The following is a 15225-nucleotide window of genomic DNA, read 5'->3' as shown; positions in this document are numbered from 1 at the left end:
ATGCCCGATGATTACTGGAAGAAGCGAGAAGAAGCGTGGATCGCTCAAAATATCAAATCCGATGCGGAGTTTGACCAACAGATCAACGAACATTACCGTGCGGCGATGAAGGGAATTGAGGACGACATTAACCGGTACTATGCCAACTATGCTGGGCGTGAAGGTATCTCGATTGCTGAAGCGCGTAAGCGAGTGGCTTCTGCCGATGTAAAAGGTTTCTCAAAGCGTGCCGCTCAAATGGTTAAGGACAAGGACTTTTCAGACGAAGCAAATGAGCGTCTAAAGCTGTATAACGCCACGATGCGAATCAACCGTGCTGAACAGCTTAAAGCCCGGATAGGGCTGAGCCTTACCGATATGACCAGCTCGGAGCAGAAAGCGTTCAAGGATAAGTTTAACCGGAGCTATAAGGCCGAGATTAAACGTCAAGCTGGGATCTTAGGCGAAAACCAAGTTGGTGTGTCTAATGACAGAATGGCCGAGGTTGTGAATGGTTCTTTTAACGGTGCTCGTTGGTCTGACAGGCTTTGGGCTAATCAAGACGAGCTCAAAGGCTTGCTGGATAATATTCTCACTCAAGATATGATCCAAGGGCAAGGGATTCAAGAGCTTACAAGGAAGATCCAGAAGGCTATGGACGCTCGCAAGTTCGTTGCTGAACGGCTTGCTCGCACTGAAACAGCTAGAATCCAAGACCAAGCTCAAATGGATTCGTTTAAGAAGTACGGCTACAAACAGGTTCATTGGATTGCTGAGCCTTCTGCATGTAAGACCTGTCGGAATATCGCCGAGGATAACGAAGGCATTTATGATCTCGAAGATGTTCCTTTGATTCCTGTACACCCGAACTGCCGTTGCACGAAGGCCGCTTATATGGATCGCGATAAGGTCATGAAAGACATTGATGAGAAGTTAGGCTCTGAAGACCCCCGTGAAAGCATTGATGATTCTGGAAGCGATGGCCTTCAAAAAATGTTTGATCGTTTAGATTTGAGTAAGGCCAGCCCGGCTGATATGATGAAGCTAGGCAAGATGTTTGATGATAAGTATGGGATCTCTAAGCGAATTGGCGATAAGGATTATATTAGCGGTGCAATCTCCAAATTCAGACCTGTTGGGGGACACATTCCTAATGAAAATTGGTGGAAGCGGTCTAACAAGGCGATAAAAAGTCAGATTCAAGATGCGTTCTCTTATTATCCAAAGCAATGGAGCGATTATGTTGTTGATAACGGCAAAAAGTTCTTTGCTGGGAAAACAAAGCGTGGGTTCTTTAGCGGAGCATTATGTGACAGCTCCGGCCGTTATTATTTGAGAGGTGCGCAAGAAGGCCAAGGAATTAGTATTTATGCAAACGGCGTTCGGAAAACGACTGCATTCCATGAGCTGGGCCATTTGGTGGAGTATTTCAATCCTAATCTCGTTAGAATCAATAAGGATTTTGTCGCTAGTCGAACAAAGGGAGAAAAGCCTAGCCGGTTAAGGGATATATTCATTGGCTATGGTTACAGTCCCGAGGAAGTTACCAAAAAGGACGATTTCATAAGCCCATATATTGGCAAGGAGTATAGAAACGCAACCGAGGTTCTAAGCGTGGGATTAGAAAGCGTATTCCAGCCGGAGTGGGGCCAAGTAAAACGGGATACTGGCTATAAACGTGAAATGGCTATGATTACAGATGATCCTGATTATTTGCATTTGATCTTAGCCATATTATTAAAGGGGTAATCTTATGACCGGAATTGACAGCATGATTAAAAAGTCACTCGAACTCAATGAAAAGTATAAGGAGCATTTCAAAAAAGAGATTCCAGATTCCGTTGTCTGGTGGGATCCGTTTAACATTTCAAGCTATCCAAATGAATTTAAATCTGGGCTTGAAGCAATGGAACGCGATGTCAACAAGGCTATTGCGACCGATGTTCCGTTTGAAGATGTTCAGCCAAAAGATGATTTGCACTCAATTTATTGATTGCACTTAGCAGTTAAGCTAGGTGCTTTTTTTGTACCCAAAATTCGACCACACCATGCCGATGTCGTTAAAAGCCGCAAGAGATATAGCCCACCAAGGCTTTAAACCGAGGAGGATTCACACATGAAAATGCACTTACAGTATTTCGCCAAAGATTCCGGTTCTGATCCCAACTCCGCGGAAGGACAGACAGAGGGATCTAACGAAACAGAAGGACAAAGCGAAGGTTCTGAAAATGAAGGCTCTAAGTCGGAAGGCGGAAAGACCTTTACTCAAGAAGAACTTGATCGAATTGTAGCCGACAGCGTGGCTCGTGAGCAAAAGAAAGCTCAAGAAGCCCTGAACGAGTCCAAGAAACTTCAAAAGATGAACGCTGATCAGAAGCGCGATTATGAGAACGAAAAACTCAAGAGTGAAGTTGAAGAAGCTAAAGCCACCCTCGCCAAGTATCAGATGACCGACACGGCGCGAAAGATGTTGTCCGAAAAGGGAATCAATGCTACCGATGAGGATTTACAGCTCGTCACGACTTCCGAAGCCGAAAGCACTCAAAAGAACGTTGAGCAAATGATCGCGTTTGCTGACCGGATTCGTTCCGATGTGAAGAAGGAGTTCATGCGTGGGACAACACCACGCGAAACTGGTTCAAAGATGACCGGCGTTACTCAATCTGACTTTGATTCGATGAGCTATGACGAACGCACCAAGATCCAACAAACAAATCCTGATTTATTCAAAAAACTAACTGGAGGTTTTTAACATGGCAGACACAGCACCTACAAAATTAGCAGATTTAATCGACCCAGAAGTATTGGCTCCGATTACTCAATATGAGTTGCAAAAGGCATTACGGTTTACACCGTTAGCAAGCGTTGATACCAACTTGCAGGGGAAGCCCGGCGACACGATCACGTTCCCGGCTTACACCTACATTGGAGATGCGGTTGATGTTCCTGAAGGCGAACCAATTCCTTTGGATAAAATCGGTACAAGCACTAAGTCCGTAACGATTAAGAAGGCCGGTAAAGGGACTGAAATTACTGACGAAGCCGTATTGTCCGGCTATGGAGATCCTAAGGGCGAATCAAGTCGTCAATTAGGCTTATCTATTGCCAACAAGGTTGATGACGACTTACTTGATGCCGCGAAGACTACGACTCAAAAGATTACTGCACCGGCCACTGTTGACGGCTTGCAGTCCGCGTTGGATATGTTCAACGATGAAGATGCACAGACTTACGTTCTGATCGTTTCTCCAAAGACTGCCGCATTGCTCCGCAAGGACGCTAACTCCATTAAGGCTGGCTCTGATGTTGGTGCTAACGCGCTGATCTCTGGGACTTATGCCAACATTCTTGGCGTTGAAATCGTTCGTTCCCGCAAGTTGGCTGACACGGAAGGGTTGCTGTTTAAGATCGTATCTAACCACCCAGCGCTGAAGTTAGTCATGAAGCGCGCCGTACAGGTTGAAACTGCTCGCGACATCATTAAGAAGGAAACAATCATCACTGCCGATGAACATTTCGCTTCATATCTCTATGATGAAACGAAGGTTGTCAACATCACTATTGGTGCTGGAGCTGGAACAGCATCTGCTCCAATTAAGGCTACAAAAGTCGCTGTTAAAAAATAGTCAGGAGGTGGCTTAGGTGGCCGAAACTGATTATTTAACGGACGTCAAAACCATGCTTGGCTTGTCTGACGATTCTTTCGAGAAGCAACAAGGCCGGTTAGAGCTGATTATTCGTAACACCTCTGCAAGACTGCTTCTAAAGCTCAAGGGTGCTGCTGATTCCATTCCAGATGAATTGGCATTCATTGTCGTTGAAGTGACTGTATCTCGATTTAATCGGCTAAAAAACGAGGGTATGAAATCTTATGAGCAAGAAGGCGAAGCGATTACCTTCAAGGATTCTGATTTCGATGACTTTCTAGGCGACATCGACCAGTGGCTGGATAATCAAAACAAGCGAAAAACGTTAGGATCTGTCGCTTTCATTGGAAGGGGCAAAAACGATGCGGTTTGATTCGATTGTTAAGTTCTGGGAAGACGGTTCACACTATGACCCCGATTCTGGGGAGTACGTGGACGGCACAGACCTGTTAGCCATCCTTGGAGCTAATGTCACTGATATGGGGACTACGACATCAAACGAGCTGTTAGGCGATTACAAACAGCGCTCGAAAGTTGTGCGCACATTTGAAGATGCGCCCGATGATTGGACGTATTTAACCATTGGTGATTCGTCCAAACACTATAAGCAGCTCACGGGACGTGATCCTCTGAAAAATCATACGATGATTGTAGGCGAAGACAATGGCGAATAGCGTGGTTAGGGTCAAAGGAATTAAACAGCTTCAAAGCAAGCTAAAGAAGAACATTCAAATGGACGATGTGAAAAGAATTGTTCAGCTAAACCTTGCTGAACTTCAAGATTCCGCCAAGAAGAATGCCTTCTACAAGGGGCCTTACACCCGCGGGAAAACCCGCCAGTCTATTGCGATTGTTCAAGATACGGACGGTTTAGGCGGCTTCGTTGGAATGGGCACTCCCTACTCTCCATATCTTGAAGTTGGGACGCGGTTTATGTCCGCACAGCCAGCCTTAAAGCCCGCTTTTATGATTCAGAAGATTCAGTTTGCGAACGACCTTAAAAAGTTGATGAAGTGAGGTGTGATATGAAGACACCCGACCAAGAATTATTTGATTTTTTCTACAAAGCTTCCCTTGATCTGGGATATAGCACTTACGACCACTTAGAAATGGACGATATTCCATATCCATTCGTGGTGGTGAGCGATACCCAAATTGTTCAGGATCCAAATAAAACGGCTATCGCAGCTAACGTGTCCGTAACAATTGATGTATGGGGCAATCAGAAACAGCGGCAGACCGTTTCTAAGATGTTGAACAGCTTATTACAGGCCGCGCGGAAGTTAGACACAACTACGAGCTACCAGTGGGCGATTAGGAACCAAGCGAGTTCCCCACGAATTATCGGGGACACTTCGACTGGCTCTTTTTTATTCCACGGGATTCTCGATGTTGAAATGAAACTTATTTAGGAGGTAATAAAATGGCAGATTCAAATGAGCTGGCATATCTGCAAGGGATTGATACCCTTGCTTTTTTTCGTAAATTAAAAGATGCGTCTTTAAAGGAAGGGGAACTTATGCCGTGGCAAACGTCCCTTTCTTTTGATCCACAACGCGATTCAGATACTAATCCGACTAAGGACGGTATGGTCACTACAAGCTCTGCTGTCGAAACTGATTTTGAAGTTGAGTTCACGAACAACACTTCTGCGATTGCTGATGCGATGTACGATTCGCTGTTTGATGGAGAAGTCTTAGAAGGCTGGATCGTTTATCGGAAGCGCCAGAATGCGGAAGGAAAATACTTTGCGTGGTATCTGCGCTGTACCGTATCTGAAGATTCAAACGACAATGACCCGGACGATAACTCAACCCGTGATGTGACTTTCGCTGTGAACGGCAAACCCAAACGTGGGTGGCTGGATCTCCCCGATTCCGCACAAGAAACCATTGATTATGTGTTCCGCGGCTTGGGTGCGGTTACTGATTCCGATGCAAACGGCGGTGGCGATGCTTGGACTGATTCCGATGCTGGCACAAACGTAACACCGGTTGATCCTAATAAACAAGCCACGTTGCTTAAAAAATAAGCAGAACTTTGGCCCAGTGAGCCTCGCGGCTTGCTGGGTCTTTTTATGAAAAGGAGAACAAAACATGCAAATTACAATTGATAAAGAAAAGCAAGAGCTTCATTTCGGTGTCAAATTCGTTCGTGAACTAGATAAGACCTCTGGCGTTACTGCCAATGGGGTTGCGTTTGGTATGGGGCTCACAAAGTCCATTCCGGCGTTGAAGGCGTATGACCCCGCAGTCCTTTCCGATGTGATTTATGCGGCTACGATCACTAACGACCCACGTGTTTCTCATGACGAAGTTGATGACTATATCGACCGTTGCACTAACCTTGAAAAGCTGTTCGACGACGTTCAGAAGCAAATGAACAGTGCAAATGCGATTAAGGTCGCGTTAAAAAACGCAACAGCCTAGGTCGGCTACCGAGTTCAGAACAAACGTACCGCGAAATTGTTCTGAATTGCCTTGCCTACCTAGGTATTGCAGATATGCTCCAAATCGAGCGTATGACCGTTGTCGAGTATACCTTGCGTATTGAAGCCTACCAGCTTCAACAGTCTACCATGCGTGAAAATCTGGCGTTACAAGCGTGGTTTAACCAAAGCGTACAGGCTACTACCGGTAGAAAAAAGCCTAAGCCGAAGTTTCGGACTTTCTCCGAGTTCTACGACCGGCAAGCCTACGATGATGAAATTAGATCTGCGTTTGAATCTGATTATGTTACAAGTCATATCTCGACAACAAACAAAAAAGAGCACGAAGCAGAAATATTCCAGAAACGAATACGTGAATTTAAGGCACTAAAAAATGCGGGGAAGATTGTTCCGCTTAAAGAGAGGAGGGCGAAAAATGGAAAGTTATAGCGTCCAAGCGGTTCTATCTGCCGTTGATGCTGGCTTCAGCTCTGTGTTTGGAAAGGCTAACTCAACCGTGCAAACCTTCGGTCAGAAGACCGGCTCTGCGTTGCAAAGTGTTGGGAAGGTCAGCACCACCATGGGGCTTGCTGTTGGAGCTGGGACAATGGCTGCAATCAAAAGTTTCGGTGACTTCGATGAGTCCATTAACAAGGCGGCCGTTATTGGTGGCTCAAGTAACAAGGCTTTGGCTGGGAACATGAAGGATCTCGAAAAAGAAGCGCTCTCGCTTGGCAAGACCTTGCCTATCTCATCAGAAGATGCTGGGAACGCTATGGTTGAAATGGCTCGTAACGGGGCCAACATCAAAGACCTTAAAACCGAATTTCCGGCAATCTCAAAGGCCGCGGCTGTTGCTGGAGAAGACCTTTCAAATACTGCAACAACCGTACAACAAGCGATGAACATTTGGGGGAGTGGATCAAAGAACGCCGCAAAGGATTCTGCGACCTTGGCTATTGTTGCTAACAAGTCTAACGCGACTATCGGCGACATGGGACAGGTCTTTGCCAACGTTGGTTCTACCGCCAAAACCATGGGCTATTCTCTGAAAGATGTCGGCATTTCAGCCGGGATCATGACAAATGCTGGTATTCCAGCCGCACAGGCTTCACAGGATTTAAACAATGCCTTTACACATATGTATAAACCGACCGATAGTGCCAGAGGAGTTATGACCAAACTTGGTCTAAGTTTCACCGATGCCAGCGGAAATATGAAACCGTTGAAGTCGATTATTACCGATGTGGCTAAAGCTACGGACGGTATGAGCAAATCTGAAAAACTCGCGGCCTTGAATACGATGTTCGGGACTGCTGGTGCGAAAGCTATGCTCCCGTTAATGGACGCCACGTACAAAAAGACTAAGAAAAATAAAGGTAGCTGGGACGAGTTCGGCGCTTCGATTGATAAAGGCGCGAAAACCTATGCAAGGGCGAACAAATATTTATCTGATAATTCTTCTAACATGACTAAGAACGTTGGTCAGTCTATCGGCCAAATGAAAGATGCTTTTGATGCTTTAATCAAAACTTCAATTGGATCTCTCGCACCTCAAATCAAGGCTGTTGCTAATGCTTTGGGAGATTTTGCAACGTGGTTGACAACCTCTAAATCGCCTATGGCTTCGTTCACAAAGAAACTGATCGCGCTTAGTCCGATTATCGCGATTGCTCTAATTGGCTTTGGGCTTCTTTCAACGGCGCTTGGAAAACTAATCTCGGCATTCAGCGCTCCGACAAAGGCCCTATCTGCGTTTAGAAACGGGACTGGTGCGGCTGGCAAAGCAAGCACTGCGTCTGCTGGTCAAATCGCCGCAATGGGGGTCAAGGCTCTCGGTATCGGTGCTGGTATCGGTATCGCGGCGGCTGGGCTTGCCCTTTTCGCTATGGGCGTTGCAAAGCTGGCTTCTACCGGAACGAAGGGGCTGGTGGCTTTGGCCGCTATGACCGCTTCAATCGCGGTATTGGCTGGCGTGTTTGCTTTGCTCGGCTCTCGATTAGATACGGCGCTTCCCGGAATGATTGGATTAAGCGCAACGATGTTGTCTGCTGGCGCTGGAGCGTTGATGTTTGGCGCGGCAATTGCACTAGCTGGTGTCGGTGTAAACCAAGCATCGCAAGGGATTATGACACTTACAAAGGCGTTCGTTCTGCTTGGATCTAACGCCAAAATGATTGTCCCAACGCTGACCGCTATCGGTGTTGGCTTAGCTTCAATGATCACTGGATTCGTGACAACGCTTGTGGCTGCAACACCACAGGTAGCTACATCATTTATGCAGATGCTAGTGTCTGTTGGTCAAACGGTTCTCACTTATCTTCCGCAAATGATTACACTAGGAACCCAGATTATTGTGTCCTTTATCCAAGGCATTACGGTTGCACTTCCACAGATTATGACCGCTACTGTGCAGCTTATTGTTGCGTTCTTAAACGGGATTACAGTAGGGCTTCCACAAATTATGGCTTCGGCTGTGGCTTTAATCGTTGCATTTATTAACGGGCTGGCTACCGGATTACCTCAAATTATCACTGCTGGTGTAACTTTGATTGTTAATTTCCTCGAAGGGTTAGCACAAGGGATTCCGCAAGTCATCACTGCGGCTGTTGATGTAATCGTGTCCTTTATCAACGGGATTGCTTCAAATCTGGGGCAAATTATTGATGCTGCTGTAAATCTAATCGGTAGCTTTATCAACGGGTTAGTTGCTGCTATCCCAAATATCGTGGATCAGGGTTATAAGGCTGTGATGTCCTTTGTTGAAGGGGTCGGCTATATGATCGGGAAAGCCCTCACTTCTGGCGGGGATTTAATCAACAATTTCGTAACCGGAATTATTAACGGTATGAGCCGGTCACGGGGCGGAGGTTCTAAGAACGGCAGTGCGGTTCTTGAAGGAATCAAGGGCCACGTCAACGATTTAATTAGTGCTGGTGGCGATATGATTGCTGGATTTGTAAAAGGTATCGCTGATGCGGCAAGTAGTGTAGTCAAGACGGCCGCTCGTGTTGCCAAAGGCGCGGTAAATGCTGTTAAGAAGGCGCTGGGCATTCATTCGCCTTCGCGTGTATTTAAGAACGAAGTCGGGAAGTATATTCCACTCGGTATGGCAAAAGGGATCGACAAGAGTGCTGGGGCCGTCAATCAGTCTGTATCTGCTTTGGCTAGTTCTGCCGCTGTTCAAATTCCTACTCCAACCATGGATACACGGGCGTTTGCTAGCCAAATTGCTGGTGCAAATGCTTCGCTCCAAAACCAAGTAAGCTCAAGCGTTAATGGATCTCTCTCGGTTGCTTCACCACAAGCCGATGAAACCAATTCTTTACTCCGTCAGCTCGTCAACAAGAACAGCGATATTGTTCTCGATTCTGGGGCGTGGGTAGGTCACACGGCTTCAAGCTATGATCAGGTTCTAGGAAACAATGCCAATATGGCGAAACGTTGGGGGCGCTAGTATGAGATATGAATTCAGAGATTTACAACCAACTTATCAACCTGAACCAGAAGAAACCATTCGCGAAGGATTCGTTTTCGGTGGCTTTGATAGCCGCCAATATGGGCTTTATTTGAACGATCGGAGTGCCCCAACTCCTGACGAATACGAAATCGTTGAAACTATCCCGTACATGCAAGGTGTGCGGGATTTTTCGACCCTGAACGGAGAACGTTTTTTCCAAAACCGCGAGATCACATTTTCAATGCTGAAGCTGGCCGAACCCTACCAAACCCGAAAAGGGCTGGAACAGGACATTAAGCGCCAGCTTATGCCACTCGGCAATCAGGCTTTGGTCGATACTCATGAGCCAGTCCACTACTGGGTCGGGAAGTGTAAGAGCGTTAGCGTAACCGATAGCTCGGATAACAACACGCTCACGGTTTCGGTTGTTTTCGACTGTTACCCGTTCGCTTTTACCGACCACGATGAAGGTGCTGATGTCTGGGACGATGTGTACTTTAATCACTGGATCTGGCAAAAAGTGAGCTATTCAATCGCGACTGGAGCCGCTCAAGAAGTCGATTTACAAAACATCGGATCGCGTCCGATCGAATGTACATTTGATGTTACTGGTTCGGTAACAATCAAGGGCGACTTCGGTTCTATGGACTTGGATTCCGGCGCGACTGATAAATCATCAATTGTGCTGAAGGTGGGGCTCAACAAAATTTCGCTTACCGGAAACGGGACAATCGCGTTCAAGTTTAGAAGGGAGGAGCTCCTTTGAAATATACGATTATCGCTTATGACCAGCCCGACACGCGGAATGGATATACGATTCATAACCCGTTGGTCGGCAAGTCTGTTTCGGCTGGAACGCTCACGCTGAAAGAATCAGAAGTCAATGATCTAAGCCTAACTGTCAATCAAGATAACCCTCTTTTTAACAATGTAAAACCGATGCAAACTCATGTTGAAGTCTATGACGAAGGTTACCTGATTTTCCGAGGTCGCGCTTTAAAGCCGACAAAAGAAATGAAGGATTCGGGGCAGTTTCTCCAAACGTATGTCTTTGAAGATATTCAATCGTACCTAATTGACAGCGTTCAGCGATTTATCACAGTTAAGAATGCGACTCCAAAACAGTTTCTCCAGCAAGTCCTTGATGAGCACAACGCACAAGTCCCTGATTACAAGAAGTTTGTTTTGCGGAATTGCGATGTAACTAATTCAAAAGATGATGCTTCTCGTCAGGTCGATTATGCGACCACCGCGGACGTGATCAAGAACCTTCTGACCGATTCAATCGGGGGTTATATCATCACGGAGTTTAAAGACGGGAAAAACTATCTCGATTACCTCCAGAACCCCGGAACTGACCACAAGACCGATACTCCTATTGCGATTTCACGAAACTTGAAGTCGGCTAGTGTTGCGATTGATCCTTCAAAGGTCATTACGCGGCTGATCCCATTAGGTGCCGAAGTCGATGTTGATATCGATAAGGATTCTGGTGGTTCATCGGGGACAGATTTATCTGGGCCAACGGAAGCTGATTCCAGCGGCTGGAGCAAGGTTATTAAGTTTGCTGCGCAGGTTACGAACACCGAATTGAGCGATTCCGCACTGCAAACGATTATCAACCGAATCAACCAAGAATCCGGTGGGAGTGAGTCCGTCACAAATAATTGGGATTCAAATGCGGCGGCTGGAACGCCCTCAACAGGGTTATTGCAGTACATTCAGCCGACCTTTGACTTCTGGGCGATTTCTCCGTATACGAATATCAACAAGGGCTGGGATCAACTCTTGGCGATGTTTAACGATTCTAATTGGTTGAGTGACATTTCAGCACCAGGTGGCTGGGGCCCGACTGGATCTAAGCGATTTACTGGCCCGCTAAATATCAACATTTATAAGCCCGGAACTGGCGGTTCGTGGGGCTGGCCTTTCCCAGATGTTGGGGAAGGCAGTTTCACAGGTGGCCAGTTATTCGGTGTTCATGCCGGAGGAGAGTTCCGTCCGAACGGCTACCATGACGGCCTGGATTTTGGCTCCGTTGACCACCCCGGAAGTCAGGTTCATGCAATCCATGGTGGAACTGTGATCCAGAAGGGTTACATGGGAGGGCTAAATTATTATTTCGTTGTGAAGTCTGGGGACGGACTTAGTGTCGTCTATCAGGAAGCGTTTGGATCTATGGGGGATATATATGTATCCGAGGGCCAAAAGGTTTCCACTGGCGATGTGGTCGGCATTAGAACTACTGACCACCTACATGTTGGAATCACGAAAATTGATTTCAACACCGCGGTAGCAAACTCATTCAGTGATGCTGGCTGCTGGATTGATCCACAAGCAACGATTAAGTCTGGATATTCCAGTGGTTCTAGTGGTTCTGGGAGTTCGTCAAGCTCTGCTGATAACTCCGGGCCACGTCCAAAGACAACAGTCGCCGATGTGAACGGTGGTAAAGACTACATCGACATTCCAGACTTTCAAAAAGAGTTCGGAGTCATAAACGGGTTCGTCACGTTTGACGATATTAAAGACCCAACCGCACTTATGGCCGCGGCTCAAACTTGGATCAAGAACCAAAAGGCTTCGACAAATTCGTGGACTGTTTCAGCAATCGAATTGCCTGAATTTGACTGGTTTAAGGTGTACGACCGCTACATGTTCATCAATCCGTATGTGGCTTCTGAACAATTGTTGACCGTGGTATCGAAAAAAATTGATCTATTGGCGCCGCAAAAATCTGTGCTCACGATCGGTGATAAAACACCTCGGCTGACTGACTACCAGAACGAAACCGAAGCCGCACTTAGCGAGGTCGGGAAACTAAAAAATACGATTGCAACGGTTGCTGGGACGGTCTCCTCAATTAGAAACGGGTCTGCTGATACAGATGCAATTATTGAATCAATCAGGCAGGCAGTCGGCGGCGTTGACGTCCCGCAGATGTACAAGGACGTTGAAGGAATTCTCGATAGTGGGAAGGACACCGAAAAACGTCTTTCCACAATTGAAGATGACGTCAAGGGCTATGACAATTCGTTCTCCAGCATCGAAGATCGTTTAACGGCACTTGAAAAGAAAGGGAGTGAAAGCAATGGCAGTTAGTTATGATGATCCAACCCCGTTCCCTGACGGTACGCACACTCCCGAAGAGCTTGCGGAAGCGATGCGGCACAAAATGTATGGGAAAGATGTGCGTGAAGTTATGGCCCAGATTGCGGAGCTTCAAAGTCAGGCACTATCTGAAGCACTGAAGGCACAAGAAATGGCAGAGAACCTCTCGGCTGATGCAAAGCAAGAAGCCTTGAAAGGTCAGCAAATGGCCACCGATGCGATGAACGCGGCCAATGCAGCTATGGATCAGGCCAAGCAGGCAGAAGAGAACGTTGAAGCCGCTGAAAGAAATATTTTGCAGAATGCGAAAGATATTGAGCTTCAAGACCAAATGATCCGTGCATTGACCGGATTTCTCCGGTCAGTCGGGTATGCGGTTGATTTCGATTCAAGCGGCAATCTAATCAAACCAAGTATGTCCGGCGGAGATGAGTATAACGACGGGTCGATTAAATAAGGAGGTATAAAAATGGAAGATGTTTCAAAATATCGTGGCCGCGTGATTCCTATGGATCTATATAAGCCGAGTTACCAAGTAAGAGATATTTCGGACTATTTCAACGTTCGGAAGGGGGACAGCAATTTACCACTTCCAATCAGATACGAAAAAAATCAAATCGGCGTAACGAACACCGAAGGATTTCGTCCATTTGCTGAAGGTCGGTCAGGCGTTCCTGACGATGAAGGGCACTTAAATGAAGATAATTCCACCGCCACATCGTGGATCGGCAAGACAAGCGACCTTCAAGAAGGTGGCCTTGCTGTTCTGCGTTTACCCGATGAGTTCTTTCCCAACGTTGGGATCTTTGAAGGCTATTTCGGGCTGATAAACGAGCAAACGGGCCAGCGATATACCGCGGCTAAGATTACTTTTACCGTTGCTGGAGATAACCGGACAATGGTTCTTGATAACACTGAATCAACGGCGCAGAACGCTTTAGCAATCGCACAAGAGACACAAGAACAAGTAAACAAGCTTGATAAAGATATTAACGACCGGCTCACTCGAATCATCTTGGGAACCGACCGTGGAACGATTGAAACTGTTGTAAATGAGGTTTTGAAAAACAAAGGGGTGATCTCATAAATGGAACTTTTAACTTTTAACGTTGACCTTGACCGGCGGAACTTGGTCGATGACCAGCAGAAATTTGATATTGATTTTAGCGATTCACAATACTCATGGGTTCAGGCGCGGCAGTATGAGAATCAAATGCGTCAAGTGCAAGTAAACGTAGTTCATGGGGACGGCTCTCCGTTTGACCTAACGGGTTGTAATCCTGTGCTAGAAGGGCTTATGCCAGACGGAGTACACCGAATTATTGATGCCAAGCATGGCGTGATCTTAGATGCACAATCCGGTCAATTCCGTTTTGATTTTCCGGCTTCAGCATTTGCGCTTGCTGGATCATATAAGCAAATCTTTTTCCGCCTTTATCGTGACGGCTTGAACGTTGCTACCCTTGAGTTTTCAATGGAAGTCATGGCTGATAAAGTTATTAGTGGATTGATTCCCGCAGATTACATTACCCCGTTTGAAGATCTCTTTGACAAGCTTGAGGAGATCTATAAGAATGCCGATTCAACGGTTCAAGGCTATATCACACAGTGGAAACAGCAAATTGCAGATGTCATCACGAATTTAAACGGGAATTATGCTACGGTTCAGAACACATTTGATTCGTTGAAAATTCAGCTTGAAGGAATTCAAGACCAAATAAAATCTGGGAACATTATCACGGTTTCCCAGTTCAACGATTTAAAAGACGGCTTGGCCGCTACAATCAATGCCGCAATCAATCCAATTGCCGGTACCGTAGGGCTTACACGGTCTACCTCGTGGTTTTATCGCGGAGAGAAGACTCTCTGCGCCCACCGCGGGTCTTATGTGGACGCGGCTGAAAACACCGTCATGGCCGCCGACCATGCGGGCCGCTATGGCTACGGTATGATCGAGTGCGATCCGCGTGTGACCTCTGATAGTCAAATCGTCATCATGCACGATGATACCGTCGATCGTATGACCGACGGTACCGGCAACGTGGCCGATTTCACTTTGGCCCAGCTCAAGTCGATGAAGGTCGATGTGGACTATGCTGGAAAGAAGTCGTACAACACAATTCGGATTCCGACCCTTGATGAGCTCCTAGAAACTTGCAAGAAGTGGGGTATGGGGGTCAACCTCGACGGCAACAAGGTAAATTGGCAAGACGAAGACATTATCCGGCTCATGGTCAATGCGGTCAAAAAGCAGAAAATGCTAGGGCAGACGCTCTTCTCTGTGTCTGACGATAAGGCGCGCACTAAGATCAATGCGCTCTACCCTGAGGTCACGCTTAGCTGGGCCGCGTGGGGCTCCATGGACGCGTATATCGCAGAAGCCTCATCGTACACTAACGCCATGATCACGATGTCATACGCGCAGATGACGGCCAATGGTGGCCAAGATTTCGCCAAGGCACAAGCCAGCGGAATTCCGCTCTACATTTGGTCTGTAAACACCACAGACGCCTACGCAGACTGTATCGCGAAGGGTGTGCGTATGATCGAAACTGATAACACCTTGATGCCGATGCAAGTCGGTCAAGCCTAAGGAGGTA

Annotated in this window: 17 protein-coding genes; all 17 read left to right on the top strand. The window is 46.8% G+C overall.

The genetic code is table 11. The features are described from left to right. Complete coding sequence (locus IV40_RS06525) at positions 1 to 1728, top strand: minor capsid protein (RefSeq protein WP_057769695.1); 1728 nt, start codon at positions 1 to 3, stop codon at positions 1726 to 1728. Between the two features lie 4 nt (positions 1729 to 1732). Beyond that, entirely contained in the window at positions 1733 to 1972 is a 240-nt protein-coding gene (locus IV40_RS06520; protein WP_057769693.1) for a hypothetical protein, read from the top strand. Positions 1973 to 2095: 123 nt separating this feature from the next. Continuing rightward, positions 2096 to 2731 (top strand): DUF4355 domain-containing protein, encoded by a 636-nt coding sequence (locus IV40_RS06515; RefSeq protein WP_057769691.1) that lies wholly within the window; start codon positions 2096 to 2098, stop codon positions 2729 to 2731. Between the two features lies 1 nt (position 2732). Beyond that, a complete protein-coding gene (locus IV40_RS06510) occupies positions 2733 to 3605 on the top strand; it encodes a N4-gp56 family major capsid protein (RefSeq protein ID WP_057769689.1) in 873 nt (290 codons plus the stop codon). 16 nt (positions 3606 to 3621) lie between these two features. Continuing rightward, complete coding sequence (locus IV40_RS06505; protein WP_057769687.1) at positions 3622 to 3999, top strand: phage head-tail connector protein; 378 nt, start codon at positions 3622 to 3624, stop codon at positions 3997 to 3999. Beyond that, on the top strand, positions 3989 to 4300 hold the full coding sequence (locus IV40_RS06500; protein WP_057769685.1) for a hypothetical protein: 312 nt from the start codon (positions 3989 to 3991) through the stop codon (positions 4298 to 4300). The genes IV40_RS06505 and IV40_RS06500 overlap by 11 nt, the downstream gene beginning before the upstream one ends. Further along, positions 4290 to 4643, top strand: a complete 354-nt coding sequence (locus tag IV40_RS06495) for an HK97-gp10 family putative phage morphogenesis protein (RefSeq protein ID WP_057769683.1) — start codon at positions 4290 to 4292, stop codon at positions 4641 to 4643. The genes IV40_RS06500 and IV40_RS06495 overlap by 11 nt, the downstream gene beginning before the upstream one ends. Positions 4644 to 4651: 8 nt before the next feature. Continuing rightward, on the top strand, positions 4652 to 5038 hold the full coding sequence (locus IV40_RS06490; RefSeq protein WP_057769681.1) for a DUF3168 domain-containing protein: 387 nt from the start codon (positions 4652 to 4654) through the stop codon (positions 5036 to 5038). Between the two features lie 11 nt (positions 5039 to 5049). Next, positions 5050 to 5658, top strand: a complete 609-nt coding sequence (locus IV40_RS06485) for a phage tail tube protein (RefSeq protein WP_057769678.1) — start codon at positions 5050 to 5052, stop codon at positions 5656 to 5658. Between the two features lie 64 nt (positions 5659 to 5722). Continuing rightward, a complete protein-coding gene (locus IV40_RS06480) occupies positions 5723 to 6055 on the top strand; it encodes a tail assembly chaperone (RefSeq protein ID WP_057769676.1) in 333 nt (110 codons plus the stop codon). Between the two features lie 92 nt (positions 6056 to 6147). Continuing rightward, the gene (locus IV40_RS06475; RefSeq protein ID WP_057769960.1) at positions 6148 to 6504 is read left to right on the top strand and encodes a hypothetical protein; all 357 of its coding nucleotides are present in this window, start codon (positions 6148 to 6150) and stop codon (positions 6502 to 6504) included. Next, positions 6491 to 9511 carry a phage tail tape measure protein gene (locus tag IV40_RS06470; RefSeq protein WP_057769674.1) on the top strand — a complete coding sequence of 1007 codons (3021 nt, stop codon included), beginning with the start codon at positions 6491 to 6493 and terminating at the stop codon, positions 9509 to 9511. The genes IV40_RS06475 and IV40_RS06470 overlap by 14 nt, the downstream gene beginning before the upstream one ends. A 1-nt stretch (position 9512) precedes the next feature. Next, a complete protein-coding gene (locus IV40_RS06465; protein WP_057769672.1) occupies positions 9513 to 10280 on the top strand; it encodes a hypothetical protein in 768 nt (255 codons plus the stop codon). Beyond that, a complete protein-coding gene (locus tag IV40_RS06460; RefSeq protein WP_057769670.1) occupies positions 10277 to 12616 on the top strand; it encodes a phage tail protein in 2340 nt (779 codons plus the stop codon). The genes IV40_RS06465 and IV40_RS06460 overlap by 4 nt, the downstream gene beginning before the upstream one ends. Further along, complete coding sequence (locus IV40_RS06455) at positions 12606 to 13082, top strand: hypothetical protein (protein ID WP_057769667.1); 477 nt, start codon at positions 12606 to 12608, stop codon at positions 13080 to 13082. The genes IV40_RS06460 and IV40_RS06455 overlap by 11 nt, the downstream gene beginning before the upstream one ends. Positions 13083 to 13094: 12 nt before the next feature. Next, on the top strand, positions 13095 to 13712 hold the full coding sequence (locus tag IV40_RS06450; RefSeq protein WP_057769665.1) for a hypothetical protein: 618 nt from the start codon (positions 13095 to 13097) through the stop codon (positions 13710 to 13712). Next, a complete protein-coding gene (locus tag IV40_RS06445) occupies positions 13713 to 15218 on the top strand; it encodes a glycerophosphodiester phosphodiesterase family protein (protein ID WP_057769664.1) in 1506 nt (501 codons plus the stop codon). Positions 15219 to 15225 lie beyond the last annotated feature (7 nt).

The organism is Lactobacillus selangorensis, from assembly GCF_001437205.1.
Taxonomy (GTDB): domain Bacteria; phylum Bacillota; class Bacilli; order Lactobacillales; family Lactobacillaceae; genus Paralactobacillus; species Paralactobacillus selangorensis.
This window is presented reverse-complemented; position numbering and strand designations above follow the sequence as displayed.

Excerpts from the sequence above, each read along its gene's own strand:
- IV40_RS06455 (WP_057769667.1), top strand. The coding sequence starts at position 12,606 with ATGGCAGTTAGTTATGATGATCCAACCCCGTTCCCTGACGGTACGCAC.
- IV40_RS06450 (WP_057769665.1), top strand. The coding sequence starts at position 13,095 with ATGGAAGATGTTTCAAAATATCGTGGCCGCGTGATTCCTATGGATCTA.
- IV40_RS06475 (WP_057769960.1), top strand. The coding sequence starts at position 6,148 with ATGACCGTTGTCGAGTATACCTTGCGTATTGAAGCCTACCAGCTTCAA.
- IV40_RS06465 (WP_057769672.1), top strand. The coding sequence starts at position 9,513 with ATGAGATATGAATTCAGAGATTTACAACCAACTTATCAACCTGAACCA.
- IV40_RS06480 (WP_057769676.1), top strand. The coding sequence starts at position 5,723 with ATGCAAATTACAATTGATAAAGAAAAGCAAGAGCTTCATTTCGGTGTC.
- IV40_RS06485 (WP_057769678.1), top strand. The coding sequence starts at position 5,050 with ATGGCAGATTCAAATGAGCTGGCATATCTGCAAGGGATTGATACCCTT.
- IV40_RS06495 (WP_057769683.1), top strand. The coding sequence starts at position 4,290 with ATGGCGAATAGCGTGGTTAGGGTCAAAGGAATTAAACAGCTTCAAAGC.
- IV40_RS06510 (WP_057769689.1), top strand. The coding sequence starts at position 2,733 with ATGGCAGACACAGCACCTACAAAATTAGCAGATTTAATCGACCCAGAA.
- IV40_RS06500 (WP_057769685.1), top strand. The coding sequence starts at position 3,989 with ATGCGGTTTGATTCGATTGTTAAGTTCTGGGAAGACGGTTCACACTAT.
- IV40_RS06520 (WP_057769693.1), top strand. The coding sequence starts at position 1,733 with ATGACCGGAATTGACAGCATGATTAAAAAGTCACTCGAACTCAATGAA.
- IV40_RS06470 (WP_057769674.1), top strand. The coding sequence starts at position 6,491 with ATGGAAAGTTATAGCGTCCAAGCGGTTCTATCTGCCGTTGATGCTGGC.
- IV40_RS06445 (WP_057769664.1), top strand. The coding sequence starts at position 13,713 with ATGGAACTTTTAACTTTTAACGTTGACCTTGACCGGCGGAACTTGGTC.
- IV40_RS06490 (WP_057769681.1), top strand. The coding sequence starts at position 4,652 with ATGAAGACACCCGACCAAGAATTATTTGATTTTTTCTACAAAGCTTCC.
- IV40_RS06525 (WP_057769695.1), top strand. The coding sequence starts at position 1 with ATGCCCGATGATTACTGGAAGAAGCGAGAAGAAGCGTGGATCGCTCAA.
- IV40_RS06515 (WP_057769691.1), top strand. The coding sequence starts at position 2,096 with ATGAAAATGCACTTACAGTATTTCGCCAAAGATTCCGGTTCTGATCCC.